Here is a 23,260-nt window from a genome sequence, read left to right as displayed (position 1 = left end):
GAAGTGTCCGACAGGGAACCGCCGCGCCGCCGAGTGCCCGGACCGGCCAGGGCCGAACGCCCCGATGCCCGGCGCCGCCCCGGACCCGGCGCCCGCCCGGCCCGCCGCCCGGCATCGCCCCCGCCCGCGGCCCGCCCGGGCGGCCCCCGCTCCCTCCGGCTCGGAAGCCCCCGCCCCCGGCTGCGCATGATCAGCCTCGGGCTGACCCTCGTCCTGATCGCCTTCGTCGTACGGCTGCTCCAGGTGCAGGCCGTCGACGCGAGCGCGTACGCCGCCAAGGCCGCGCAGAACCGGTACGTCGACTACGTCCTGGCCGCCGAGCGCGGTGAGATCACCGACCGCTCCGGGGTGGCCCTCGCGACCAGCGTGGACGCGTACACGATCACCGCCGACCCGACGCTGTTCACGCGCAAGCAGTTGAAGATCGACGACGGGCCCGAGCAGGCGGCCGCCCTCCTCTCCCCGATCCTCGGGGTCGACCAGGCCTCCCTCGTCAAGAAGCTCAGGCCGGCGAACAAGAACCTGCGCTACGTGGTGCTCGCCAACCGGCAGACCCCGCAGGTCTGGAAGCAGATCAAGGACCTGAAGAGCGCGCTCACCACCAAGTCCGCGACCGACCCGACGACGGTCAACGTCCTGGCCGGTGTCCTCGCCGTCCCCACCACCAAGCGCGTGTACCCGAACGGCGATCTCGCCGCGGGGATACTGGGCTGGGTCAACGCCGACGGCAAGGGCGGCGGCGGGGTCGAGCAGCAGTTGAACAAGGACCTCTCGGGCAAGGACGGCAAGGTCCGCTACGCCCAGTCCGGCGGTGTCCAGGTGCCCACGGCGGGCTCCACCGAGACACCGGCGGTGCCCGGTTCCGATGTCGAGCTGACCATCGACCGCGACATCCAGTGGGCGGCGCAGAACGCCATCTCCGAGCAGGTCAAGAAGTCCAAGGCGGATCGCGGGTACGTGATAGTGCAGGACACCCGCACCGGAGAGATCCTCGCCATGGCCAACGCGCCCGGCTTCGACCCGAACAACCTCGCCGAGGCCGACGCGGCCGCGCTGGGCAACGCGGCCGTCCAGGACGCCTACGAGCCCGGTTCCACCGCCAAGGTCATGACGATGGCCGCCGTACTCCAGGAGAACGTGGCCACCCCGCTGACCCATGTCGTCGTGCCGAACCGGCTGCACCGCGGCGACCGGCTCTTCCAGGACGACGTGGACCACGCGACCTGGAACCTGACGCTCAACGGTGTCCTCGCCAAGTCCAGCAACATCGGCACCATCGAGGCGGCCGGCCAACTCGGCAAGACGCAGGCGCAGGCCAACGAGGTCCTGTACTCGTATCTGCAAAAGTTCGGCATCGGCAGCTACAGCGGGCTCGGCTTCCCCGGCGAGACCAAGGGCATCCTCGCGCCCGCCGCCAAGTGGTCGACCTCGCAGCAGTACACGATCCCCTTCGGTCAGGGCATGTCCCTCAACGCGCTCCAGGCGGCCTCCGTCTACTCGACGGTCGCCAACGGCGGAGTCCGTGTCGAACCCACCCTGGTGCGCGGCACGAAGGGGCCCGACGGCCGCTTCACGCCCGCGGCGACGCCCAAGAAGACCAGGGTCATCAGTGCGAAGACGGCGAAGACCCTCGCCCAGATGCTGGAGTCCGTGGTGGACGACGAGCAGGGCACGGGTGGTAAGGCCGCCATTCCGGGGTACCGGGTCGCGGGCAAGACCGGCACCGCCAACCGCGTGGATCCGGCCACCGGCAAGTACAAGGGCTACACCTCGTCGTTCGCCGGGTTCGCGCCCGCCGACAACCCCCGCATCACCGTCTACTGCGCGATCCAGAACGCCACCAGCGGAAGCTACTTCGGCGGTCAGATCTGCGGACCGATCTACAAGCAGGTGATGGAGTTCGCCCTCAAGACCCTCCAGGTCCCGCCCACCGGGGCGAAGGCCGCGAACCTGCCCGTGACCTTCACTCCCTGATCAGCGCAACAGCCAGGAACCGATCCGTGACCATGATCACCTCCCAGTCCGGGAACCAGGACGCACCCCGCCCCTCGCTTCGCCCCGGGGCGGGTGCGCCCGGTACGCTCACCGCCGTGCCAACCGCCGACCAGTCCCAAACCCTCCAGAAGGGCGCATCCGTGACATATCCGGGGCCGCCCAGGCCGGCGCAGCTCTCCGCCACATCCCTCGCGGAACTCGCCGGTCAACTGGGCGCCGCCGAGCCGACGACAAGCGCCGACGTCACGGGCATCACCCATGACTCGCGCGCCGTCCGCCCCGGCGACCTCTACGCCGCGCTTCCCGGCGCCCGCCTGCACGGCGCCGACTTCGTGACCCAGGCGGCCGGCCTCGGCGCCGTCGCCGTCCTGACCGACCCGACCGGCGCCGACCGCGCCGCGGCAACGGGCCTGCCGGTACTGGTCGTAGCCGATCCGCGCGGGCAGATGGGCGAGCTGGCGGCCACCATCTACGGCCACCCCGGCCGCGATCTGCTCCAGATCGGCATCACCGGCACCTCCGGCAAGACCACCACCGCGTATCTCGTCGAGGGCGGCCTGAAGACGGTCCGGTCCACCGGGCTGATCGGCACGGTCGAGACGCGCATCGGCGACGAGCGCATCAAGTCGGAGCGCACCACCCCCGAAGCCACCGATCTCCAGGCCCTGTTCGCGGTCATGCGCGAGCGCGGGGTCGACGCGGTCGCCATGGAGGTCTCCAGCCACGCGCTGGTCCTCGGGCGGGTCGACGCCTGCGTCTTCGACATCGCGGTCTTCACCAACCTCAGCCCGGAGCACATGGAGTTCCACTCCGGCATGGAGGACTACTTCCAGGCCAAGGCCCGGCTGTTCACCCCCGAACGCAGCCGCCAGGGGGTGGTCAACCTCGACGACGAGTACGGCCGCAGGCTCGCCCGCGAGGCCACGGTCCCCGTGGTCACCTACTCCGCCGAGGGCCACCCGGACGCCGACTGGCGCGCCGAGGACGTCCAAGTCGGCCCGATGGACTCGACGTTCACCGCGGTCGGCCCCAAGGGCGAGCTGATCACCGCCAGGTCGCCGCTCGCGGGCTCCTTCAACGTGGCCAACACCCTTGCCGCGATCGCCGCCCTGGCCACCGCCGGCCTCGACCCGCAGCTCGCCGCCGACGGCATCGCCGCCGTGCCGGGCGTGCCGGGCCGGCTGGAGCGCGTGGACGCCGGACAGCCGTATCTCGCGGTCGTCGACTACGCCCACAAGACCGACGCCGTCGAATCGGTCCTGCGCGCCCTGCGCAAGGTCACCGAGGGCAAGGTCCACGTCGTGCTCGGCTGCGGTGGCGACCGGGACAGGACGAAGCGGGAGCCGATGGGCGCCGCCGTGGCCCGGCTCGCCGACACCGCCGTACTGACCTCCGACAACCCCCGCTCCGAGGACCCCCTCGCGATCCTCGCCACCATGCTCCAGGGCGCGGCCTCCGTGCCCGCGCACGAGCGCGGCGAGGTCCAGGTCTTCGAGGACCGGGCCGCCGCCATCGCCGCCGCCGTCGCCCGCGCACAACCCGGGGACACCGTGCTGGTCGCGGGCAAGGGCCACGAGCAGGGCCAGGACATCGCCGGAGTGGTCCGTCCCTTCGACGACCGCCAGGTGCTTCGCGAAGCCATCCAGAACACCCAGGGATGAAAATCCAGAAGACCCAGGGGATGAACTTGTGATCGCCCTCTCCCTCGCCGAGATCGCAGCAGTCGTCGGCGGGCAGACGCACGACATACCGGATCCGTCCGTCCAGGTCACCGGCCCGGTGGTCCGCGACTCCCGGGAGGTGCAACCCGGCAGCCTCTTCGTCGCCTTCGTCGGCGAGCGCGTCGACGGCCACGACTTCGCGAACGCGGTCGTCGAGGCGGGCGCGGTGGCCCTCCTGGCGTCCCGTCCGGTCGGTGTCCCCGCGATCGTCGTGGACGACGTCCAGAGCGCCCTGGGCGCCCTCGCCCGTCATGTCGTACGTCGGCTCGGCGCGACCCTCGTGGCCCTCACCGGCTCGGCGGGCAAGACCAGCACCAAGGACCTCATCGCGCAGGTCCTCGCCCGCAAGGCGCCCACGGTGTTCACACCGGGATCGTTCAACAATGAGATCGGGCTGCCGCTGACCGCGCTGAGCGCCACCGACGAGACGAGGTTCCTCGTCCTGGAGATGGGCGCCCGCGGCATCGGCCACATCCGCTACCTCACGGATCTGACGCCCCCGAAGATCGGCCTCGTCCTCAACGTCGGCACCGCCCACATCGGCGAGTTCGGCGGCCGGGAGCAGATCGCGCAGGCAAAGGGCGAACTCGTGGAAGCCCTGCCGGCGGACGGCGCGGCGATCCTCAACGCCGACGATCCTCTCGTACGGGCCATGGCATCCCGTACGAAGGCGAAGGTGATCCTTTTCGGAGAGTCCGGCGAAGCGGACGTACGCGCCGAGAACGTGCGACTCACGGACAGCGGACAGCCCGCCTTCAGCCTCCACACACCCTCCGGGTGCAGCGAAGTGACCATGCGCCTGTACGGTGAGCACCACGTGTCGAACGCGCTCGCCGCGGCCGCCGTCGCCCATGAGCTGGGCATGTCCGCAGACGAGATCGCCACCGCGCTCTCCGAGGCGGGCTCCCTCTCCCGCTGGCGGATGGAGGTCACCGAGCGACCGGACGGCGTGACCATCGTCAACGACGCCTACAACGCGAACCCCGAGTCCATGCGAGCCGCCTTGCGCGCGCTCGCGGCCATGGGCAAGGGGCGGCGGACCTGGGCGGTGCTCGGCAAGATGGCCGAGCTCGGGGACGAGGCGCTCGCCGAGCACGACGCGGTCGGACGGCTGGCCGTCCGGCTCAATGTCGGCAAGCTCGTCGCGGTCGGGGGCAGGGAAGCGTCCTGGCTGCAACTGGGCGCATATAACGAGGGTTCGTGGGGTGAGGAGTCGGTGCACGTGTCCGACGCACAGGCGGCGGTCGACCTGTTGCGCAGCGAGTTGCGCCCGGGAGACGTCGTTCTCGTGAAGGCGTCCCGGTCGGTCGGTCTGGAGAGCGTGGCGCAGGCGCTCGTCGAGGCCGGTACCGAGGGTGAGGTTGCCGCCCGATGATGAAGCAGATCCTGTTCTCAGGAGTCATCGGCCTGTTCCTGACCCTGGTGGGCACCCCGCTGCTGATCAAGCTGCTGGCCCGCAAGGGCTACGGCCAGTACATCCGCGACGACGGCCCGCGCGAGCACGCCAGCAAGCGCGGTACGCCGACGATGGGCGGTATCGCCTTCATCTTCGCGACGGTCGCCGCGTACTTCCTGTCGAAGGTCATCACCGGCTACACGCCGACCTATTCGGGTCTGCTGGTGCTCGGTCTGATGGTCGGGATGGGGCTCGTCGGCTTCCTCGACGACTACATCAAGATCGTCAAGCGGCGTTCGCTGGGCCTGCGGGCCAAGGCGAAGATGGCCGGCCAGCTGATCGTCGGCATCAGCTTCGCGGTGCTCGCCCTGCAGTTCCAGGACGCCCGCGGCAACACCCCGGCCTCCACGAAGCTGTCGTTCATCACGGACTTCGGCTGGAAGATCGGCCCGATCCTGTTCGTGATCTGGGCGCTGTTCATGATCCTCGCGATGTCGAACGGCGTGAACCTGACGGACGGTCTGGACGGCCTGGCCACCGGCGCCTCGGTGCTGGTCTTCGGCGCCTACACCTTCATCGGTGTCTGGCAGTTCCAGGAGTCCTGCGCCAACGCGCAGACCCTGACCAACCCGAACGCCTGCTACGAGGTACGTGATCCGCTCGACCTCGCGGTCATCGCCTCCGCGCTGATGGGCGCCTGCCTGGGCTTCCTGTGGTGGAACACCTCGCCGGCCAAGATCTTCATGGGGGACACCGGTTCGCTGGCCCTCGGCGGTGTCCTCACCGGTCTGGCGATCCTCTCCCGCACGGAGCTGCTGGTCGCCATCATGGGTGGCCTCTTCGTCCTCATCACCATGTCGGTGGTCATCCAGGTCGGCTCCTTCAAGCTCACCGGCAAGCGGGTCTTCCGAATGGCCCCGCTCCAGCACCACTTCGAACTCAAGGGCTGGTCCGAAGTGCTCGTGGTGGTCCGTTTCTGGATCATCCAGGGCATCTGCGTGATCGTCGGCCTGGGCCTCTTCTACGCGGGATGGGCAGCGGAAAAGTGACCGATGGGCAGGGTCTCTCCTGGGACGGCAAGCACGTCACCGTCGCCGGACTCGGAGTCTCCGGGATCCCGGCGGCCAAGGTCCTGCACGGCCTCGGCGCGCTCGTCACGGTCGTCAACGACGGCGACGACGAGCGCTCCCGGGCCCAGGCGGCCGACCTGGACGCGCTCGGCATCACCGTGCGTCTCGGCGACGGAGCGACCCTGCCCGACGGCACCGAACTGATCGTCACCACCCCCGGCTGGAAGCCCGACAAGCCGCTGTTCGCGGCGGCTCGCGCGGCGGGCGTTCCGGTGTGGGGCGACGTGGAGTTGGCCTGGCGGCTGCGCGGCCCCGATGCGGCCCCCTGGCTGGCCGTCACCGGCACCAACGGCAAGACCACCACCGTCCAGATGCTCGCCTCGATCCTGAAGGCGGCGGGCCTGCGCACGGCGGCGATCGGCAACATCGGGGTCTCGGTCCTGGACGCCGTCCTCGGCGACGAGGAATACGACGTCCTCGCCGTCGAACTGTCGAGCTATCAGCTCCACTGGGCGCCCTCGGTGCGCGCACACTCCGCCGTCGTCCTGAACCTGGCACCCGATCACCTCGACTGGCACGGCTCCATGGAGGCGTACGCCGCCGACAAGGGCCGTATCTACGAAGGCAATCGGGTCGCCTGCGTCTACAACGTCGCCGACAAGGCCACCGAGGACCTGGTCCGCGAGGCCGACGTCGAAGAGGGCTGCCGGGCGATCGGGTTCACGCTGGGCAGCCCCGCGCCGTCCCAACTCGGCGTCGTGGACGGCATCCTGGTCGACCGCGCCTTCGTCGAGGACCGGCAGAAGAACGCCCAGGAGCTGGCCGAGGTCTCCGACGTCAACCCGCCCGCCCCGCACAACATCGCCAACGCCCTTGCCGCGGCGGGCCTCGCGCGCGCCTTCGGGGTGCCCGCCAAGGCCGTACGGGACGGGTTGCGGGCCTTCACGCCCGACGCGCACCGCATCGCGCACGTGGCCGATGTGGACGGCGTCGCGTACATCGACGACTCCAAGGCCACCAACACCCATGCGGCGGAAGCCTCGTTGGCGGCCTACCCGTCGATCGTGTGGATCGCGGGCGGGCTCGCCAAGGGCGCCACCTTCGACGAGCTGGTCGCCAAGTCGGCGAAGCGGCTGCGGGGCGTAGTACTGATCGGTGCCGATCGGGCGCTGATCGCCGAAGCCCTGGCGCGACACGCGCCGGAAGTACCCGTCGTCGACCTCGACCGGACCGACACTGGGGCGATGCTCGCGGCTGTCCAGGAGGCACAGCGGCTCGCCGCCGCCGGCGACACGGTGCTGCTCGCCCCGGCCTGCGCCTCCATGGACATGTTCGCCAACTACAACAAGCGCGGTGACGCGTTCGCCCTGGCGGTTCGCGAACTCGGCGCCTGACCGATGTGAGCGGAGGCGCTGATGCCCAGTAGCCGTACCGGCCGGCCGCCCGTGCAGCAGCGGCCCCCCAGACGTCCCGCCGCTGCCAAGGCCGTACGCGACAACCCCGTACGCCGGCTGTTCACCAACGCACGCCGGGCCTGGGACCGGCCGCTGACCGCGTACTACCTGATCGCCGGCGGCAGCGTGCTGATCACCGTGCTGGGTCTGGTGATGGTCTACTCGGCCTCCCAGATCACCGCGCTCCAACTCTCGCTGCCCGGCTCGTACTTCTTCCGCAAACAGTTCCTCGCCGCCTGCATCGGCGGGATCCTGGCGCTGGCCGCCTCGCGGATGCCGGTCAAACTGCACCGGGCGCTGGCCTATCCGATCCTCGCGGGCGCCGTCTTCATGATGGCGCTGGTGCAGTTGCCGGGGATAGGGATGTCGGTCAACGGCAACCGCAACTGGATCTCGCTCGGCGGCTCCTTCCAGATCCAGCCCAGCGAGTTCGGCAAGCTGGCCCTCGTGCTGTGGGGCGCCGACCTGCTCGCCCGCAAGCAGGACAAGGCGATGCTCGCCCAGTGGAAGCACATGCTGGTGCCGCTGGTGCCGGTCGCGTTCATGCTGCTCGGGCTGATCATGCTCGGCGGCGACATGGGTACGGCGATCATCCTCACCGCGATCCTGTTCGGCCTGCTCTGGCTGGCCGGTGCGCCGACCCGGCTCTTCGTCGGTGTGCTGTCCATCGCGGCCGCGATCGGTGTGATCCTCATCAAGACCAGCCCCAACCGGATGGCCCGGCTCGCCTGCATCGGCGCCACCGAGCCCAAGACCGGGGTCGCCGACTGCTGGCAGGCCGTGCACGGGATCTACGCGCTGGCCTCGGGCGGGATCTTCGGCTCCGGGCTCGGCGCGAGTGTGGAGAAATGGGGTCAACTCCCCGAAGCCCACACCGACTTCATCTTCGCCGTCACCGGTGAGGAACTGGGCCTGGCGGGGACGCTGTCGGTGCTCGCCCTCTTCGCGGCTCTAGGCTATGCGGGTATCCGCGTGGCCGGACGCACGGAGGACCCCTTCGTGAGGTATGCCGCGGGAGGCGTGACCACCTGGATCACCGCTCAGGCGGTGATCAACATCGGTGCGGTGCTCGGCCTGCTGCCGATCGCCGGCGTCCCGCTCCCGCTGTTCTCCTACGGGGGTTCCGCCCTGCTGCCGACCATGTTCGCCATCGGGTTGCTGATCGCCTTCGCGCGCGACGACCCCGCTGCGCGGGCGGCGCTTGCGATGCGGCAACCCCGCTTTGGTAGAAAGCGGGGGGGCGGGGGACCCGGTTCCGGCCGGACGCCCCGGAGATGGAACACGATGCGACGGCGTGCCCCGGTGGCGCGTCCGTCCGGAGAGCGGTGAATTTCGGTGCATGTCGTACTCGCCGGTGGGGGGACCGCCGGCCACATCGAGCCGGCGCTCGCCCTCGCGGACGCCCTGCGCAGGCAGGACCCCACCGTGGGGATCACGGCCCTGGGCACGGAGCGCGGCCTTGAGACCCGTCTCGTACCCGAGCGGGGCTACGAACTCGCGCTGATCCCCGCCGTACCGCTGCCGCGCAAGCCCACCCCCGAGCTGATCACCGTGCCGGGCCGGCTGCGCGGCACGATCAAGGCCGCCGAGCAGATCCTGGAGCGCACCAAGGCGGACTGCGTCGTGGGCTTCGGCGGCTATGTGGCACTGCCCGGCTATCTCGCGGCCAAGCGCCTCGGGGTGCCGATCGTGATCCACGAGGCCAACGCCCGGCCCGGGTTGGCCAACAAGATCGGCTCGCGCTACGCGGCCCGGGTCGCCGTCTCGACCCCGGACAGCAAGCTGCGGGACGCCCGCTACATCGGCATCCCGCTGCGCCGCACGATCGCCACCCTGGACCGCGCGGCCGTACGGCCCGAGGCCCGGGCCGCGTTCGGCCTCGACCCGAACCTGCCGACGCTGCTGGTCTCCGGCGGCTCGCAGGGCGCCCGTCACCTCAACGAGGTGGTCGAGCGGGTCGCGCCCTGGCTCCAACAGGCCGGAATCCAGATCCTGCACGCGGTCGGCCCGAAGAACGAACTGCCGCAGGTGCACCAGATGCCGGGGATGCCCCCCTACATCCCGGTACCGTACGTGGACCGGATGGACCTCGCGTACGCCGCGGCCGACATGATGCTCTGCCGCGCGGGCGCGATGACCGTCGCCGAACTCTCCGCCGTCGGACTCCCGGCCGCCTACGTCCCGCTGCCCATCGGCAACGGCGAACAGCGGCTGAACGCCCAGCCGGTGGTCAAGGCCGGCGGCGGACTCCTGGTCGACGACGCGGAACTGACGCCCGAGTGGGTCCAGGGCAACGTCCTGCCCGTGCTCGCCGATCCGCACCGGCTGTACGAGATGTCGCGCGCGGCAAGCGAGTTCGGCCGCCGGGACGCCGACGACCTGCTCGTCGGCATGGTGTACGAGGCGATCGCCTCGCGGCATCGCTAGTCATATGTGAGAGAGGCAGGGGAGCGTGGCCGGACCGAGCACCGCCGAGCGCGGTGAACGCCAACAGGAGTCGTCCGGCCCGCCCCTTGTCCGGCGTCTGGGACCACGGCGCCTTCGTCTGATTGTCGTACTCGCCCTGGCCGCAGTCCTGTTGGGCGCCGCCGCGGTCTGGCTGCTCTACGGCTCGCCGTGGCTGCGGGCGGAGAAGGTCTCGGTCTCCGGCACGAAGATCCTGACGCCCGGGCAGGTGCGCGAAGCCGCCGACGTACCGGTCGGCGGACCGCTGATTTCCGTCGACACCGATGCGATCGAAGCCCGACTCCGCAGGAAATTGCCCCGAATTGACGCGGTTGACGTCGTCCGTTCCTGGCCTCATGGAATCGGGCTGAAAGTGACCGAACGCAGCCCGGTCCTGGTGGTGGAAAAGGGCGGAAACTTCATCGAAGTGGACGACGACGGCGTGCGGTTCGCGACCGTTTCCACGCCGCCGAGGTCCGTCCCCACCCTCGAATTGGCGCTCTCCCGATCGGCTTCGTCCGCGGCCGGCCTGCGCCGCTTCGACGAGGACCGACTCGTCCGCGAGGCGGTACGGGTCGCGGGTGACATTCCGGCCGCCGTCGCGCGCGACACCCAGGTCGTCAAGGTCCGTTCCTACGACGACATCTCACTGGAGTTGAGCGGTGGCCGGACCGTCGCATGGGGAAGCGGCGAGAAGGGCGCCGCGAAGGCGCGCACGCTCATCGCTCTCATGAAAGCAGCTTCCGGCGCCCGGTACTTCGACGTAAGTGTTCCCACCGCCCCTGCGTCAGCCGGGAGTTGACGCACATTCGCGCAGGCCAGCACCCTGGTTGGGCAGCGCTACGGCTGATCACATAGGGTGAAAAGAAAAACGGGAGGTTCGGCGTGTTCGTTGAACGTGCGCCACTTGTCGACTTAGTGTCCTGTTCAGAAGACTTCAAGGAACGGACACACTGGTAACCCTAAACTTCAACGTTAGGGTTCGGGTCGGCGCTACGGACCGTCCCATTCGGCATCTGTCGTCGGGGTGCGGGCAACCGCACGGCGACGGCAACGTAATTCGAGGCGAGAGGCCTTCGACGTGGCAGCACCGCAGAACTACCTCGCAGTCATCAAGGTCATCGGTGTCGGCGGCGGTGGTGTCAATGCCATCAACCGGATGATCGAGGTCGGCCTCAAGGGCGTCGAGTTCATCGCCATCAACACCGACGCGCAGGCGCTGTTGATGAGCGACGCCGACGTCAAACTCGACGTCGGCCGCGAACTCACCCGCGGACTCGGCGCCGGCGCCAACCCCGCCGTCGGCCGCAAGGCCGCCGAGGATCACCGCGAGGAGATCGAGGAGGTCCTCAAGGGGGCCGACATGGTCTTCGTGACGGCCGGCGAAGGCGGCGGCACCGGCACCGGCGGCGCCCCCGTCGTGGCCAACATCGCCCGCTCCCTGGGCGCCCTCACCATCGGCGTGGTCACCCGCCCCTTCACCTTCGAGGGACGGCGCCGGGCCAACCAGGCGGAGGACGGCATCGCCGAACTCCGCGAAGAGGTCGACACCCTCATCGTCATCCCGAACGACCGGCTGCTGTCCATCTCGGACCGCCAGGTCTCGGTCCTCGACGCCTTCAAGTCGGCGGACCAGGTCCTGCTCTCCGGCGTCCAGGGCATCACCGACCTCATCACCACGCCCGGCCTGATCAACCTCGACTTCGCCGACGTCAAGTCCGTGATGTCCGAGGCCGGTTCGGCGCTCATGGGCATCGGCTCGGCCCGCGGCGACGACCGCGCGGTGGCGGCGGCCGAGATGGCGATCTCCTCGCCGCTCCTCGAAGCCTCCATCGACGGCGCCCGCGGTGTCCTGCTCTCCATCTCCGGCGGCTCCGACCTCGGCCTGTTCGAGATCAACGAAGCTGCCCAACTGGTCAGCGAGGCCGCCCACCCCGAGGCCAACATCATCTTCGGCGCGGTCATCGACGACGCCCTCGGCGACGAGGTCCGGGTCACGGTCATCGCGGCCGGCTTCGACGGGGGCCAGCCCCCGACCCGCCGCGAGTCGACCATGAGCGCGTCCTCGCCCCGCCGCGAAGAGCCCACTCCGGTACGGCAGTCCGAGAGCCGTCCGTCCTTCGGCTCGCTCGGCAGTGTCAAGCCGAAGGAGGACCCGGAGCCCGCTCCGGAGCCGACCGCCGACCTCCCGGTCGCCCCGCCGGTCCCGCCGTCGCGGACCTACTCGGACAGCGCCGCAGAGGAACTGGACGTACCGGACTTCCTGAAGTGATAGGACAGCTCGACACCGTGAGCGGCGCGCACTTCGCCTTCACCGACAGGTGGGGCGGGGTGAGCGCCGTTCCGTACGAGGAGCTCAACCTCGGCGGAGCGGTCGGCGACGATGCCGACGCGGTCCGTACCAATCGTGAACTGGCCGCCAAGTCACTGGGCTTGGACCCGGCCCTGGTGGTCTGGATGAACCAGGTGCACGGCGCGGACGTGGCGGTCGTCGACGGGCCCTGGGGCTCATCGGACATCCCCTCCGTCGACGCGCTCGTCACCGCCCGCCGCGGACTCGCCCTCGCCGTGCTGACCGCCGACTGCACGCCGGTCCTGCTCGCCGACCCGGTCGCCGGGATCGCGGGCGCGGCCCACGCCGGACGTCCGGGCATGGTGGCCGGGGTGGTCCCCGCCGTCGTACGGGCCATGGTGGAACTCGGCGCCGATCCCGCCCGGATCGTCGCCCGCACCGGACCCGCCGTCTGCGGCCGGTGCTACGAAGTACCCGCGGACATGCGCGCCGATGTCGCCGCCGTGGAACCCGCGGCGTACGCCGAGACGAGTTGGGGCACTCCCGCGGTCGACGTGACCGCCGGAGCGCACGCGCAGCTCGAACGGCTCGGGGTGCGCGACCGCGAGCAGTCGCCGGTGTGCACCCGTGAATCGGACGACCACTTCTCGTACCGCCGCGACCGTACGACCGGCCGGCTCGCGAGCTATGTGTGGCTGGACTGAAGGCACATGACGGACCGTAGGGACGAACTCGCCGCAAATCTGGCGAAGGTGGAGGAGCGCATCGCCGCCGCCTGCGCGGCGGCCGGGCGGAAGCGCGAAGAGGTGACCCTGATCGTGGTCACCAAGACCTATCCGGCGAGCGATGTGCGGATGTTGGCGGAGCTGGGCGTGCGTCATGTCGCCGAGAACCGGGACCAGGACGCCGCCCCGAAGGCCGCCGAGTGCGCGGATCTGCCGCTGAGTTGGCACTTCGTCGGTCAGTTGCAGACCAACAAGGTGCGATCCGTGGTCGGTTATGCCGATGTCGTGCAGTCGGTCGACCGTTCCCGGCTCGTCTCCGCGCTGTCGAAGGAGGCCGAGCGGTCCGGGCGCGAACTGGGCTGTCTCATCCAGGTCGCGCTCGACGCGGGAGTGAGCGGGCGGGGCGAGCGGGGTGGCGTCGGGCCGGGCGGGGTCGGGGAGTTGGCCGACCTGGTCGCGGAGTCTCCGGCGCTGCGGCTCGATGGTCTGATGACCGTCGCTCCGCTCACCGGCGAGTACGCGGGACGCCAACAGGAGGCGTTCGAGCGGTTGATGGATTTGTCGACTGACCTGCGCCGAGCCCATCCTGCTGCGAACATGGTGTCGGCAGGCATGAGTGCGGACCTCGAACAGGCCGTGGCAGCCGGAGCGACACATGTACGCGTCGGCACTGCGGTACTCGGCGTGCGCCCCAGGCTCGGGTAACGTCGCCAGGAAGTCGGACCACAGCAGAAAATATGGTCAATGCCGCCGCAGGCGGGCGTAACGACCTCGTGGATCGCGGGCACTTGGCAGTCGTCAGCCGATCCACCACAGAGCGGAGGACTCAGAGCATGGCCGGCGCGATGCGCAAGATGGCGGTCTACCTCGGCCTCGTGGAGGACGATGGGTACGACGGCCGGGGATTCGACCCCGACGACGACTTCGAACCCGAACTGGACCCGGAGCCCGAGCGGGACCGTCGACGGCATGAGCCGTCGCACCAGTCGCACAGTCCTCATCAGTCCCAAAGGGACGAACCGGTACGAGTGGTGCAGCCTTCGACCCCTCGCGAATCGGTGTCCCATTCCGCTTCACTGGGTACGGAATCAGGGCGTCCGGCGCGAATCGCGCCCGTGGCATCCATCACACAAGAACGCCAGTCCCTGGAGAAGAACGCACCGGTGATCATGCCCAAGGTCGTGTCGGAACGAGAGCCTTACCGGATCACCACACTTCACCCCCGGACCTACAACGAGGCCCGTACCATCGGGGAACACTTCCGTGAAGGCACCCCGGTGATCATGAATCTGACTGAGATGGATGACACAGATGCGAAGCGACTTGTCGACTTTGCGGCCGGTTTGGTGTTTGGTCTTCACGGCAGCATCGAGCGGGTGACGCAGAAGGTGTTCCTGTTGTCGCCTGCTAACGTCGATGTCACGGCGGAGGACAAGGCCCGCATCGCAGAGGGCGGGTTCTTCAATCAGAGCTGAGACAGACAGCCGCTAGAAAGCACGGAACAGGGGAGAGGGAAAGACAGGCCATGAGCGTGTTCGCGCAGGTGATCTACATCGCGCTGATGGTGTTCCTCATCGTGCTCATCTTCCGGTTGGTCATGGACTACGTCTTCCAGTTCGCCCGCTCGTGGCAACCAGGCAAGGCGATGGTGGTCGTTCTTGAGGCCGCCTACACTGTCACCGATCCACCGTTGAAGCTTCTGCGGCGGTTCATTCCGCCGTTGCGTCTCGGGGGCGTGGCGCTCGACCTGTCCTTCTTCGTCCTGATGATCATCGTCTACATCTTGATCTCTGTCGTGGACAATTTCGCGAGGTGACAGTGGACGATACGGTCTTGCCGACTGCCGATGACTACGTTGAGGTGAAGAGATGCCGTTGACCCCCGAGGACGTGCGGAACAAGCAGTTCACGACCGTCCGCCTCCGAGAAGGCTATGACGAGGACGAGGTCGATGCCTTCCTCGACGAGGTCGAAGCCGAACTGACCCGCCTGCTGCGGGAGAACGAGGACCTGCGCGCCAAACTGGCCGCGGCGACGCGTGCCGCCGCCCAGAACCAGCAGAACATGCGCAAGCCCCCGGAACAGGACCAGCAGCAGGGCGGCATGCAGCAACAGGGAATGCCCCAGCAGGGCATGCCCCCGCAAGGCATGCCCCAGCAGGGCATGCGCGGTCCGGGCGCCCCGGTGCCCGCCGGCATATCGGGCCCGCCGCAGCAGATGGGCGGCCCCATGGGCGGCCCGCCCCAACTGCCGAGCGGTGCCCCGCAGTTGCCCGCAGGCCCCGGTGGCCAGGGCGGTCCGCAGGGCCAGGGTCCGATGGGCCAGGGCCCCATGGGCCAAGGTCCGATGGGCCAGGGTCCGATGCAGGGCCAGATGCAGCAGATGGGTCAGGGCCCGATGCAGGGTCAGATGGGCGGCCAGCCCCCCATGCAGCAGCAGATGGGCGGCCCGATGGGCGGTCCCATGGGTGGCGGCATGCCGCAGCAGGGTCCCGGTGGCGACAGCGCCGCCCGTGTCCTCTCGCTCGCCCAGCAGACCGCCGACCAGGCGATCGCCGAGGCCCGTTCCGAGGCCAACAAGATCGTCGGCGAGGCGCGTTCGCGTGCCGAGGGTCTTGAGCGTGACGCCCGGGCCAAGGCCGACGCCCTGGAGCGGGACGCGCAGGAGAAGCACCGCGTCGCGATGGGCTCCCTGGAGTCCGCCCGCGCCACGCTGGAGCGCAAGGTCGAGGACCTGCGCGGCTTCGAGCGCGAGTACCGCACGCGGCTGAAGTCCTACCTGGAGTCCCAGCTCCGTCAGTTGGAGACCCAGGCCGACGACTCGCTGGCCCCGCCGCGCACTCCGGCGACCGCGTCGCTTCCGCCGTCCCCGGCGCCCTCGATGGCCCCGGCCGGCGCCAGCGCCCCGTCGTACGGCGGCAACCAGGGCATGGGCGGCCCGCCGCCCGCCGGTCCGTCCTACGGCGGCCAGCAGCAGATGTCCCCGGCCATGACCCAGCCGATGGCTCCGGTGCGGCCGCAGGGCCCGTCGCCCATGGGCCAGGCTCCCTCGCCGATGCGCGGGTTCCTGATCGACGAGGACGACAACTGACCGGCCTTTAGTACGCCTCAGGCGTCGGCAGCGTTCAGGGCGGGGCCCCGGATTTCGTTCCGGAGCCCCGCCCTGTTGACGTGCCAGGTACCCGGCAGGAACGCACAAAGGGCCCGGCCTCCTTTGACGGAGGCCGGGCCCTTTGTGCGCCGATGGCGCCTTGCTTGCTTACGCCTTGCGCAGGCGGAACACCAGGGACAGGCCCTCGTCCGTGAACGGGGCGCCGTAACTGTCGTCCGCCTCGCCCTGGGCGAAGTCCGTGGCGAGGACCTCGTCGGCGATCAGGGCCGCGTGCTCGGACAGGGCCGCGATGACCGCCGGGTCGGTCGACGTCCAGCGCAGGGCGATCCGGTCGGCGACGTCCAGGCCGCTGTTCTTGCGGCTCTCCTGGATCAGCCGGATCGCGTCACGGGCCAGGCCCGCCTGCCGCAGTTCCTCGGTGATCTCCAGGTCGAGGGCGACCGTCGCGCCCGAGTCGGACGCCACGGACCAGCCCTCGCGAGGGGTCTCTGTGATGATCACCTCATCGGGAGCCAGCGTGATGGTCTCGCCGTCCACTTCGACAGTCGCCGTGCCCTCGCGCAGGGCCAGGGACAGGGCGGCCGCGTCGGCGTTCGCCACGGCCTTCGCCACATCCTGGACGCGCTTGCCGAACCGCTTGCCCAGCGCGCGGAAGTTGGCCTTCGCCGTGGTGTCGACCAGCGAACCGCCGACCTCGCTCAACGAGGCGAGCCCCTCGACGTTCAGCTCCTCCGTGATCTGCGCGTGCAGCTCCCGGTCCAGGGCGGCGAAGCCCGTCGCCGCGATCAGCGCGCGGGACAGCGGCTGGCGCGTCTTGACGCCCGACTCCGCGCGCGTGGCCCGGCCCAGTTCCACCAGGCGCCGTACGAGGACCATCTGCTGGGACAGCTCCGGGTCGATGACGGACAGGTCCGCCTCCGGCCAGGTGGACAGGTGGACGGACTCGGGGGCGCCCGGGGTCACCGGGACGATCAGGTCCTGCCAGACCCGCTCGGTGATGAACGGCGTGAGCGGGGCCATGAGTTGGGTGACCGTCTCGACGACCTCGTGCAGGGTGCGCAGCGCGGCCTTGTCGCCCTGCCAGAAGCGGCGACGGGAACGGCGGACGTACCAGTTCGACAGGTCGTCGACGAACGCCGACAGGAGCTTGCCGGCGCGCTGGGTGTCGTAGGACTCCAGGGCCTGGGTCACCTGGTCGGTGAGGGCGTGGAGTTCGGACAGGAGCCAGCGGTCCAGGACCGGGCGGTCGGCCGGGGCCGGGTCCGCCGCGCTCGGCGCCCAGTCGGACGTGCGCGCGTACAGGGCCTGGAAGGCGACCGTGTTCCAGTACGTCAGGAGGGTCTTGCGGACGACCTCCTGGATCGTGCCGTGACCCACCCGGCGGGCCGCCCACGGGGAACCGCCGGCCGCCATGAACCACCGCACCGCGTCCGCGCCATGGCGGTCCATCAGCGGGATCGGGTCCAGGGTGTTGCCCAGGTGCTTGGACATCTTGCGGCCGTCCTCGGCGAGGATGTGACCGAGACAGACCACGTTCTCGTACGACGACTTGTCGAAGACCAGGGTGCCGACCGCCATCATCGTGTAGAACCAGCCGCGGGTCTGGTCGATGGCCTCGGAGATGAACTGCGCCGGGTAGCGGGACTCGAACAGTTCCTTGTTCTTGTGCGGGTAGCCCCACTGCGCGAACGGCATCGAACCCGAGTCGTACCAGGCGTCGATGACCTCCGGCACGCGCGTGGCCGTCCCGCCGCACTCGGGGCAGGCGAAGGTGACCGCGTCGATGAACGGGCGGTGCGGGTCGAGGCCCGACTGGTCGGTGCCCGTCAGCTCGGTCAGCTCCGCGCGGGAGCCGACGACGGTGAGGTGGTCGTCCGCGCAGCGCCAGATCGGCAGCGGGGTGCCCCAGTAGCGGCTGCGGGACAGCGCCCAGTCGATGTTGTTGTTCAGCCAGTCGCCGTACCGGCCGTGCTTGACGGTCTCCGGGAACCAGTTGGTGTTCTCGTTCTCCTGGAGGAGACGGTCCTTGACGGCCGTGGTGCGGATGTACCAGGAGGGCTGCGCGTAGTACAGGAGCGCGGTGTGGCAGCGCCAGCAGTGCGGGTAACTGTGCTCGTACGGCACGTGCTTGAAGAGCAGCCCGCGGTCCTTGAGGTCCTCGGTGAGCTTTTCGTCCGCCTTCTTGAAGAAGACACCGCCCACGAGGGGGACGTCCTCGGCGAAGGTGCCGTTGGGACGGATCGGGTTCACGACCGGCAGACCGTAGGCGCGGCAGACCTTGAGGTCGTCCTCACCGAAGGCGGGGGACTGGTGGACCAGACCCGTACCGTCCTCGGTGGTGACGTATTCGGCGTTCACGATGTAATGCGCCGGTTCGGGGAACTCCACGAGCTCGAACGGACGTTGATACGTCCAGCGCTCCATCTCGGCGCCGGTGAAGGTCTCACCGGTGGTCTCCCAGCCCTCGCCGAGGGCCTTGGCGAGCAGCGGCTCGGCGACGACGAGCTGCTCCTCACCGTTCGTCGCGACGACGTAGGTGACCTCGGGGTGGGCGGCGACGGCGGTGTTGGACACCAGCGTCCAGGGCGTCGTCGTCCACACCAGGAGCGCGGCACGACCGGCCAGCGGACCGGAGGTGAGCGGGAAACGGACGTACACGGAGGGGTCGACGATCGTCTCGTAGCCCTGCGCCAGCTCGTGGTCCGACAGGCCCGTCTCGTCGCGCGGGCACCAGGGGGCGACGCGATAGTCCTGGACCAGCAGGCCCTTGTCGAAGATTTTCTTGAGCGACCACCAGACCGACTCGATGTACTCGGGGTCCATCGTGCGGTACGGGTCTTCGAGGTCGGTCCAGTACCCCATGCGGGTCGTGAGCGCCTCGAAGGCGTCGGTGTGCCGGGTCACGGACTCGCGGCACTTGGCGTTGAACTCGGCGATGCCGTACGTCTCGATGTCCTGCTTGCCGGTGAAGCCCAGCTCCTTCTCCACCGCCAGCTCCACCGGGAGGCCGTGGCAGTCCCAGCCGGCCTTGCGGCCCACGTGGTAGCCGCGCATGGTGCGGAAGCGGGGGAAGACGTCCTTGAAGACGCGCGCCTCGATGTGGTGGGCGCCCGGCATGCCGTTGGCCGTGGGCGGGCCCTCGAAGAAGACCCACTCGGGGCGTCCCTCGGACTGGTCCAGGGTCTTGGCGAAGATCTTCTGCTCGTGCCAGAAGTCGAGCACGGCGTGCTCCAGCGCGGGCAGGTCGACCTGGGCGGGCACCTGGCGGTACGTCGGCGTTGTCATCAGCGAGCTTCCTCCGGCGGACTTTCTTCCTTCCGTCCGGAGGGACGAGAGCTACGACTTTCCGTACGCCGTGTGCGGCGCGCTCCCGCGGTACCACCCTCCTTGGCTCCCCGGTGCGTCACGCACACCAGTGAGCCCCCTCATTGGGGTCGCGATACCGGGTCTACTCGCCACGGCCGGTCGGCTGCGGCTTTCTTCCGGCGGCTCCGGGGTGATCTTCACGTCGCGCTCGCCCCCGGGCTTCCACCGTCCCCGGGTCGCTCTGGGCTGCTTGCGCCGCTACTCGTCCCCATCCACGCTTCTCGCTCCGCTCAGTGTACGGGGCCGCGCGGACAGCGGCCGACCGGTTTTCCGGGGGCCCGGGTCGGGGCTTCGGCCGCGGGCTTCCCGAGCCGCCGTACGACTCGAATGGCGCTGAACGCGCGTTCGCATTCTGGGACGCCGAGCTCGGCGGATTACCTGGCGGGGAGCTGGGCACAACGCATGCAGGCTCGCCGCGCGGGGCCAGGGGGGTGGACCAATCGGGCGGCGTGCCCCGTTGCCGCGGGACTCAAGTCGATTTATCGTCCCAGCACGATTCGCGTGCGTGATCACAAAATGTGAAGGGGCCGCGGCCATGGTGGCGAAGAAGACCGCCGTACAGCAGTCGGCGTCCAAGTCCACGAGTGCCAGTGCCTCCGGCGGTGGGACGAAGGACGTGGGCGGGAAGAAAAGCGTGGTCAAGAAGACCGCGGCCCGGAAGACGGCCGTCAAGGCCGTGAAGAAGACAGTCGGGGAGGGGCCCGAGAGACCGGTGGCCGCCAAGAAAGCGGTGGCGGCCGGGAAGAGTGCCGTGAAGCCGGCGGGGGCAGGGACGACAGGGAAAACGACGGCCAAGAAGGCCACGGCTACGAAGGCGGCGGCCAAGAAGGCAACGGCGACCAAGAAGCCCGCCAAGAAAGCGGCCGTGAAGAAAGCGGCGACCAAGAAAACCGCGGCCCCCAAGAGCACGACGGCGAAGACCAGTTCCACGAAGAGCGCCACCAAGAAGAGCACCACCACGAAAAGCAGCTCTACGAAGAGCACGAAGAAGAGCGCGGCCAAGAAGACGACGGCGGGCGCGGCGCAGGCCGCGGAGCAGACGGGAGCCACGACGGTGGTTGCGAAGAAGACTCCTGGCACGGCCACGGCGGCGAAGACACCCGTTCCCAAGGCGCGGCTCGCCGCGGCGGCCGGGCCGGGTGAGCTGGCGGTCCGCCCGGGCGAGGACCCCTGGACGCCGGCGGAGGTCGAGGAGGCCCGCACCGAGCTGCTCTCCGAGGCGGAGCGGCTGAGCGAGGAGATCACCTCCACCGAGCAGGCCCTCGCCGGTCTGATGCGGGACTCCGGGGACGGTGCCGGCGACGACCAGGCCGACACCGGCACCAAGAACATCACGCGGGAGAGCGAGATGGCGCTGGCCGCCAACGCGCGCGAGATGCTGATCCAGACCCAGCGTGCCCTGGGGAAGCTGGACGCGGGCACCTACGGCCTGTGCGAGAACTGCGGCAATCCCATCGGCAAGGCGCGGATGCAGGCCTTCCCGCGGGCCACCCTGTGCGTCGAGTGCAAGCAGAAGCAGGAACGCCGTTACTGACGATCGCTACTGAACGCCGGTACTGAGGGTGCCGAGAGGTGTGCCGTACCCTCTTCCTCAGTCAGGTACCTAGGTTCGAGGGACTCACGTGGCAGAGGCGGAGCGCATCATCGGTACGCCGGATACCCCAGAGGCGGCGGGGGCCGAGCCGGAGCAGAGCGAGACCGCGCCCCCCAGGGGAAAGCGCCGGATCGCCGTGCTGTTCGTGGTGGCCGCCTTCGCGTACACCCTCGACCTGGTCAGCAAGCTTCTCGTGGTGGCCAAGCTGGAGCACCACGCGCCGATCGAGGTCTTCGGGGACTGGCTGGAGTTCCACGCGATCCGCAACCCCGGCGCGGCCTTCGGGTTCGGCGCGGCCTTCACGGTCATCTTCACGATGATCGCGGCCGCCGTGATCGTGGTGATCGCGCGGCTGGCCCGCAAGCTCTACAGCCTCCCGTGGGCCATCGCGCTCGGGCTGCTGCTGGGCGGCGCGCTGGGCAACCTCACCGACCGGATCTTCCGTGCGCCCGGCATCTTCCAGGGCGAGGTCGTCGACTTCATCGCGCCCAAGGGCTTCGCCGTCTTCAACCTCGCCGACTCGGCGATCGTGTGCGGCGGCATCCTGATCGTGCTGCTCTCCTTCCGTGGTCTCGACCCTGATGGCACGGTCCACAAGGACTGAGCGCGCAGGCCCGGGCTCGCGTACGGCGGTGTCGGACCCGTCCGGCATACTCGACCGGGTGAGCACAGTTCCCGAGATCCGAAACCTGCCCGTGCCCGACGGCCTGGAGGGCGAGCGTGTCGACGCCGCCATCTCCCGGATGTTCGGCTTCTCCCGCACCAAGGCCGCCGAACTGGCCGCGGCGGGGAAGGTCACGGTCGACGGCTCGGTGGTCGGGAAGTCCGAGCGGGTGCACGGCGGGGCCTGGCTCGAGGTCGAGATGCCGCAGGCGCCCGCACCCGTGCAGATCGTCGCCGAGCCGGTCGAGGGCATGGAGATCGTCTACGACGACGACGACGTGGTCGTGATCGTCAAGCCCGTCGGCGTCGCCGCCCACCCCAGCCCCGGCTGGACCGGGACGACGGTCATCGGCGGCCTGGCCGCGGCCGGGTACCGGATCTCGACGTCGGGTGCCGCCGAGCGCCAGGGCATCGTGCACCGCCTCGACGTCGGCACGTCCGGCCTGATGGCGGTCGCCAAGTCGGAGCGGGCGTACACCTCGCTCAAGCGCCAGTTCAAGGAGCGCACGGTCGACAAGCGCTACCACACGCTGGTCCAGGGCCACCCCGACCCGACCAGCGGCACCATCGACGCCCCCATCGGCCGGCACCCGAACCACGACTACAAGTGGGCGGTCACCGCCGAGGGCAAGCCGTCCGTCACGCACTACGACCTCATCGAGGCGTTCCGCGCGGCCTCCCTGCTCGATGTGAAGCTGGAGACCGGCCGCACCCACCAGATCCGGGTGCACATGGCAGCCCACCGCCACCCGTGCGTGGGCGACCTGACGTACGGCGCCGACCCGACGCTCGCCAAGCGGCTGCGCCTGACCCGGCAGTGGCTGCACGCCGTCCGGCTCGGGTTCGAGCACCCCGCGGACGGCCAGTGGGTCGAGTTCGAGAGCGGCTACCCGGACGACCTCCAGCAGGCCCTGGACCTGGTGCGCGAGGAGACGTACGCGTGAGTGCCCCGTCGTACGCGGTGCGCGTGGCCGACGATCCGGCCGACCGCGAGGCCTGCTTCGCGGTGCGCAAGGACGTCTTCGTCGTCGAGCAGGGCGTGCCCCAGGAGATCGAGTACGACGCTTACGACGAAGCGGCGACGCATGTGCTCGCCGTGCGCGAGGACGGGACACCGCTGGGTACCGGGCGGCTGCTGTACGGCGAGGCGGCCGCGGCGAAGACCGACGGCGACCTCACCGTGGGCTCCCTGGGGCGGCTGGCCGTCACCAAGGAGGCGCGCGGGCTCGGGGTCGGGGTCGCGCTGGTGCGGGCGATCGAGGACGCGGCACGCGCGCGTGGGCTCGCCGCCGTCGACCTGCACGCCCAGACGCACGCGCTGGGGTTCTACGAACGGCTCGGGTACGAGGCGTACGGCCCGGAGTTCCCGGACGCCGGGATCCCGCACCGGGCGATGCGGCGCGCCCTGTAGGCAAGCGATGGGCGTCG

Annotated in this window: 19 protein-coding genes; 18 read left to right on the top strand and 1 reads right to left on the bottom strand. The window is 69.7% G+C overall.

The features are described 5' to 3' along the window. Positions 1 to 3 precede the first annotated feature (3 nt). The 14 genes from ABZT04_RS29685 to ABZT04_RS29620 all read left to right on the top strand — a co-directional run bounded on the left by ABZT04_RS29685 (position 4) and on the right by ABZT04_RS29620 (position 16,188). Positions 4 to 1,974 (top strand): penicillin-binding protein 2, encoded by a 1,971-nt coding sequence (locus ABZT04_RS29685; protein WP_356060050.1) that lies wholly within the window; start codon positions 4 to 6, stop codon positions 1,972 to 1,974. Between the two features lie 161 nt (positions 1,975 to 2,135). Beyond that, a complete protein-coding gene (locus ABZT04_RS29680) occupies positions 2,136 to 3,656 on the top strand; it encodes a UDP-N-acetylmuramoyl-L-alanyl-D-glutamate--2,6-diaminopimelate ligase (protein WP_356060060.1) in 1,521 nt (506 codons plus the stop codon). Positions 3,657 to 3,684: 28 nt separating this feature from the next. After that, the gene (gene murF / locus ABZT04_RS29675; protein ID WP_356060049.1) at positions 3,685 to 5,091 is read left to right on the top strand and encodes a UDP-N-acetylmuramoyl-tripeptide--D-alanyl-D-alanine ligase; all 1,407 of its coding nucleotides are present in this window, start codon (positions 3,685 to 3,687) and stop codon (positions 5,089 to 5,091) included. Beyond that, positions 5,088 to 6,161, top strand: a complete 1,074-nt coding sequence (mraY, locus tag ABZT04_RS29670) for a phospho-N-acetylmuramoyl-pentapeptide-transferase (protein WP_352183683.1) — start codon at positions 5,088 to 5,090, stop codon at positions 6,159 to 6,161. Before murF ends, mraY begins: the two co-directional genes overlap by 4 nt. Beyond that, positions 6,143 to 7,576 carry a UDP-N-acetylmuramoyl-L-alanine--D-glutamate ligase gene (gene murD / locus ABZT04_RS29665; protein ID WP_356060048.1) on the top strand — a complete coding sequence of 478 codons (1,434 nt, stop codon included), beginning with the start codon at positions 6,143 to 6,145 and terminating at the stop codon, positions 7,574 to 7,576. Before mraY ends, murD begins: the two co-directional genes overlap by 19 nt. Positions 7,577 to 7,597: 21 nt before the next feature. Further along, positions 7,598 to 8,965, top strand: coding sequence for a putative lipid II flippase FtsW (ftsW, locus tag ABZT04_RS29660; protein ID WP_356060047.1), 1,368 nt, complete (start codon positions 7,598 to 7,600; stop codon positions 8,963 to 8,965). 6 nt (positions 8,966 to 8,971) lie between these two features. Then, positions 8,972 to 10,063 (top strand): undecaprenyldiphospho-muramoylpentapeptide beta-N-acetylglucosaminyltransferase, encoded by a 1,092-nt coding sequence (gene murG, locus ABZT04_RS29655; RefSeq protein ID WP_356060046.1) that lies wholly within the window; start codon positions 8,972 to 8,974, stop codon positions 10,061 to 10,063. A gap of 25 nt (positions 10,064 to 10,088) precedes the next feature. Further along, positions 10,089 to 10,883 (top strand): FtsQ-type POTRA domain-containing protein, encoded by a 795-nt coding sequence (locus ABZT04_RS29650; RefSeq protein ID WP_356060045.1) that lies wholly within the window; start codon positions 10,089 to 10,091, stop codon positions 10,881 to 10,883. 279 nt (positions 10,884 to 11,162) lie between these two features. Then, on the top strand, positions 11,163 to 12,353 hold the full coding sequence (ftsZ, locus tag ABZT04_RS29645) for a cell division protein FtsZ (protein WP_356060044.1): 1,191 nt from the start codon (positions 11,163 to 11,165) through the stop codon (positions 12,351 to 12,353). Continuing rightward, the gene (gene pgeF / locus ABZT04_RS29640; RefSeq protein ID WP_356060043.1) at positions 12,350 to 13,078 is read left to right on the top strand and encodes a peptidoglycan editing factor PgeF; all 729 of its coding nucleotides are present in this window, start codon (positions 12,350 to 12,352) and stop codon (positions 13,076 to 13,078) included. Before ftsZ ends, pgeF begins: the two co-directional genes overlap by 4 nt. Positions 13,079 to 13,084: 6 nt before the next feature. Continuing rightward, positions 13,085 to 13,804, top strand: a complete 720-nt coding sequence (locus ABZT04_RS29635) for a YggS family pyridoxal phosphate-dependent enzyme (protein WP_356060042.1) — start codon at positions 13,085 to 13,087, stop codon at positions 13,802 to 13,804. Positions 13,805 to 13,932: 128 nt separating this feature from the next. Then, positions 13,933 to 14,574 (top strand): cell division protein SepF, encoded by a 642-nt coding sequence (sepF, locus tag ABZT04_RS29630; RefSeq protein ID WP_356060041.1) that lies wholly within the window; start codon positions 13,933 to 13,935, stop codon positions 14,572 to 14,574. Positions 14,575 to 14,624: 50 nt separating this feature from the next. Beyond that, entirely contained in the window at positions 14,625 to 14,915 is a 291-nt protein-coding gene (locus tag ABZT04_RS29625) for a YggT family protein (RefSeq protein ID WP_355912625.1), read from the top strand. A 52-nt stretch (positions 14,916 to 14,967) separates the two neighbouring features. Further along, positions 14,968 to 16,188 carry a DivIVA domain-containing protein gene (locus tag ABZT04_RS29620; protein ID WP_355912622.1) on the top strand — a complete coding sequence of 407 codons (1,221 nt, stop codon included), beginning with the start codon at positions 14,968 to 14,970 and terminating at the stop codon, positions 16,186 to 16,188. Between the two features lie 168 nt (positions 16,189 to 16,356). On the opposite strand, the gene ileS is transcribed toward ABZT04_RS29620, so the two are convergent. Continuing rightward, positions 16,357 to 19,494 carry an isoleucine--tRNA ligase gene (gene ileS, locus ABZT04_RS29615; protein WP_356060040.1) on the bottom strand — a complete coding sequence of 1,046 codons (3,138 nt, stop codon included), beginning with the start codon at positions 19,492 to 19,494 and terminating at the stop codon, positions 16,357 to 16,359. A gap of 616 nt (positions 19,495 to 20,110) precedes the next feature. Here ileS and ABZT04_RS29610 point away from each other — a divergent pair. The 4 genes from ABZT04_RS29610 (at position 20,111) to ABZT04_RS29595 (ending at position 23,243) form a co-directional block, all read left to right on the top strand. Then, positions 20,111 to 21,109 (top strand): TraR/DksA family transcriptional regulator, encoded by a 999-nt coding sequence (locus tag ABZT04_RS29610; RefSeq protein WP_356060039.1) that lies wholly within the window; start codon positions 20,111 to 20,113, stop codon positions 21,107 to 21,109. Between the two features lie 88 nt (positions 21,110 to 21,197). Then, on the top strand, positions 21,198 to 21,773 hold the full coding sequence (gene lspA / locus ABZT04_RS29605) for a signal peptidase II (protein ID WP_356060038.1): 576 nt from the start codon (positions 21,198 to 21,200) through the stop codon (positions 21,771 to 21,773). A 58-nt stretch (positions 21,774 to 21,831) separates the two neighbouring features. Continuing rightward, positions 21,832 to 22,776, top strand: a complete 945-nt coding sequence (locus ABZT04_RS29600) for an RluA family pseudouridine synthase (protein ID WP_356060037.1) — start codon at positions 21,832 to 21,834, stop codon at positions 22,774 to 22,776. Continuing rightward, on the top strand, positions 22,773 to 23,243 hold the full coding sequence (locus tag ABZT04_RS29595) for a GNAT family N-acetyltransferase (RefSeq protein ID WP_356060036.1): 471 nt from the start codon (positions 22,773 to 22,775) through the stop codon (positions 23,241 to 23,243). The genes ABZT04_RS29600 and ABZT04_RS29595 overlap by 4 nt, the downstream gene beginning before the upstream one ends. The last annotated feature ends 17 nt before the right edge of the window (positions 23,244 to 23,260 follow it).

The organism is Streptomyces sp. NPDC005492 (assembly GCF_040605995.1).
Taxonomy (GTDB): domain Bacteria; phylum Actinomycetota; class Actinomycetes; order Streptomycetales; family Streptomycetaceae; genus Streptomyces.
Note: the sequence above shows the minus strand (reverse complement) of the source record. Positions and strands in the feature narration are given on the sequence as shown.

Excerpts from the sequence above, each read along its gene's own strand:
- ftsW (WP_356060047.1), top strand. The coding sequence starts at position 7,598 with ATGCCCAGTAGCCGTACCGGCCGGCCGCCCGTGCAGCAGCGGCCCCCC.
- ileS (WP_356060040.1), bottom strand. The coding sequence starts at position 19,494 with ATGACAACGCCGACGTACCGCCAGGTGCCCGCCCAGGTCGACCTGCCC.
- ABZT04_RS29635 (WP_356060042.1), top strand. The coding sequence starts at position 13,085 with ATGACGGACCGTAGGGACGAACTCGCCGCAAATCTGGCGAAGGTGGAG.
- murD (WP_356060048.1), top strand. The coding sequence starts at position 6,143 with ATGGGCAGCGGAAAAGTGACCGATGGGCAGGGTCTCTCCTGGGACGGC.
- mraY (WP_352183683.1), top strand. The coding sequence starts at position 5,088 with ATGATGAAGCAGATCCTGTTCTCAGGAGTCATCGGCCTGTTCCTGACC.
- ABZT04_RS29625 (WP_355912625.1), top strand. The coding sequence starts at position 14,625 with ATGAGCGTGTTCGCGCAGGTGATCTACATCGCGCTGATGGTGTTCCTC.
- ABZT04_RS29620 (WP_355912622.1), top strand. The coding sequence starts at position 14,968 with ATGCCGTTGACCCCCGAGGACGTGCGGAACAAGCAGTTCACGACCGTC.
- ABZT04_RS29610 (WP_356060039.1), top strand. The coding sequence starts at position 20,111 with ATGGTGGCGAAGAAGACCGCCGTACAGCAGTCGGCGTCCAAGTCCACG.
- sepF (WP_356060041.1), top strand. The coding sequence starts at position 13,933 with ATGGCCGGCGCGATGCGCAAGATGGCGGTCTACCTCGGCCTCGTGGAG.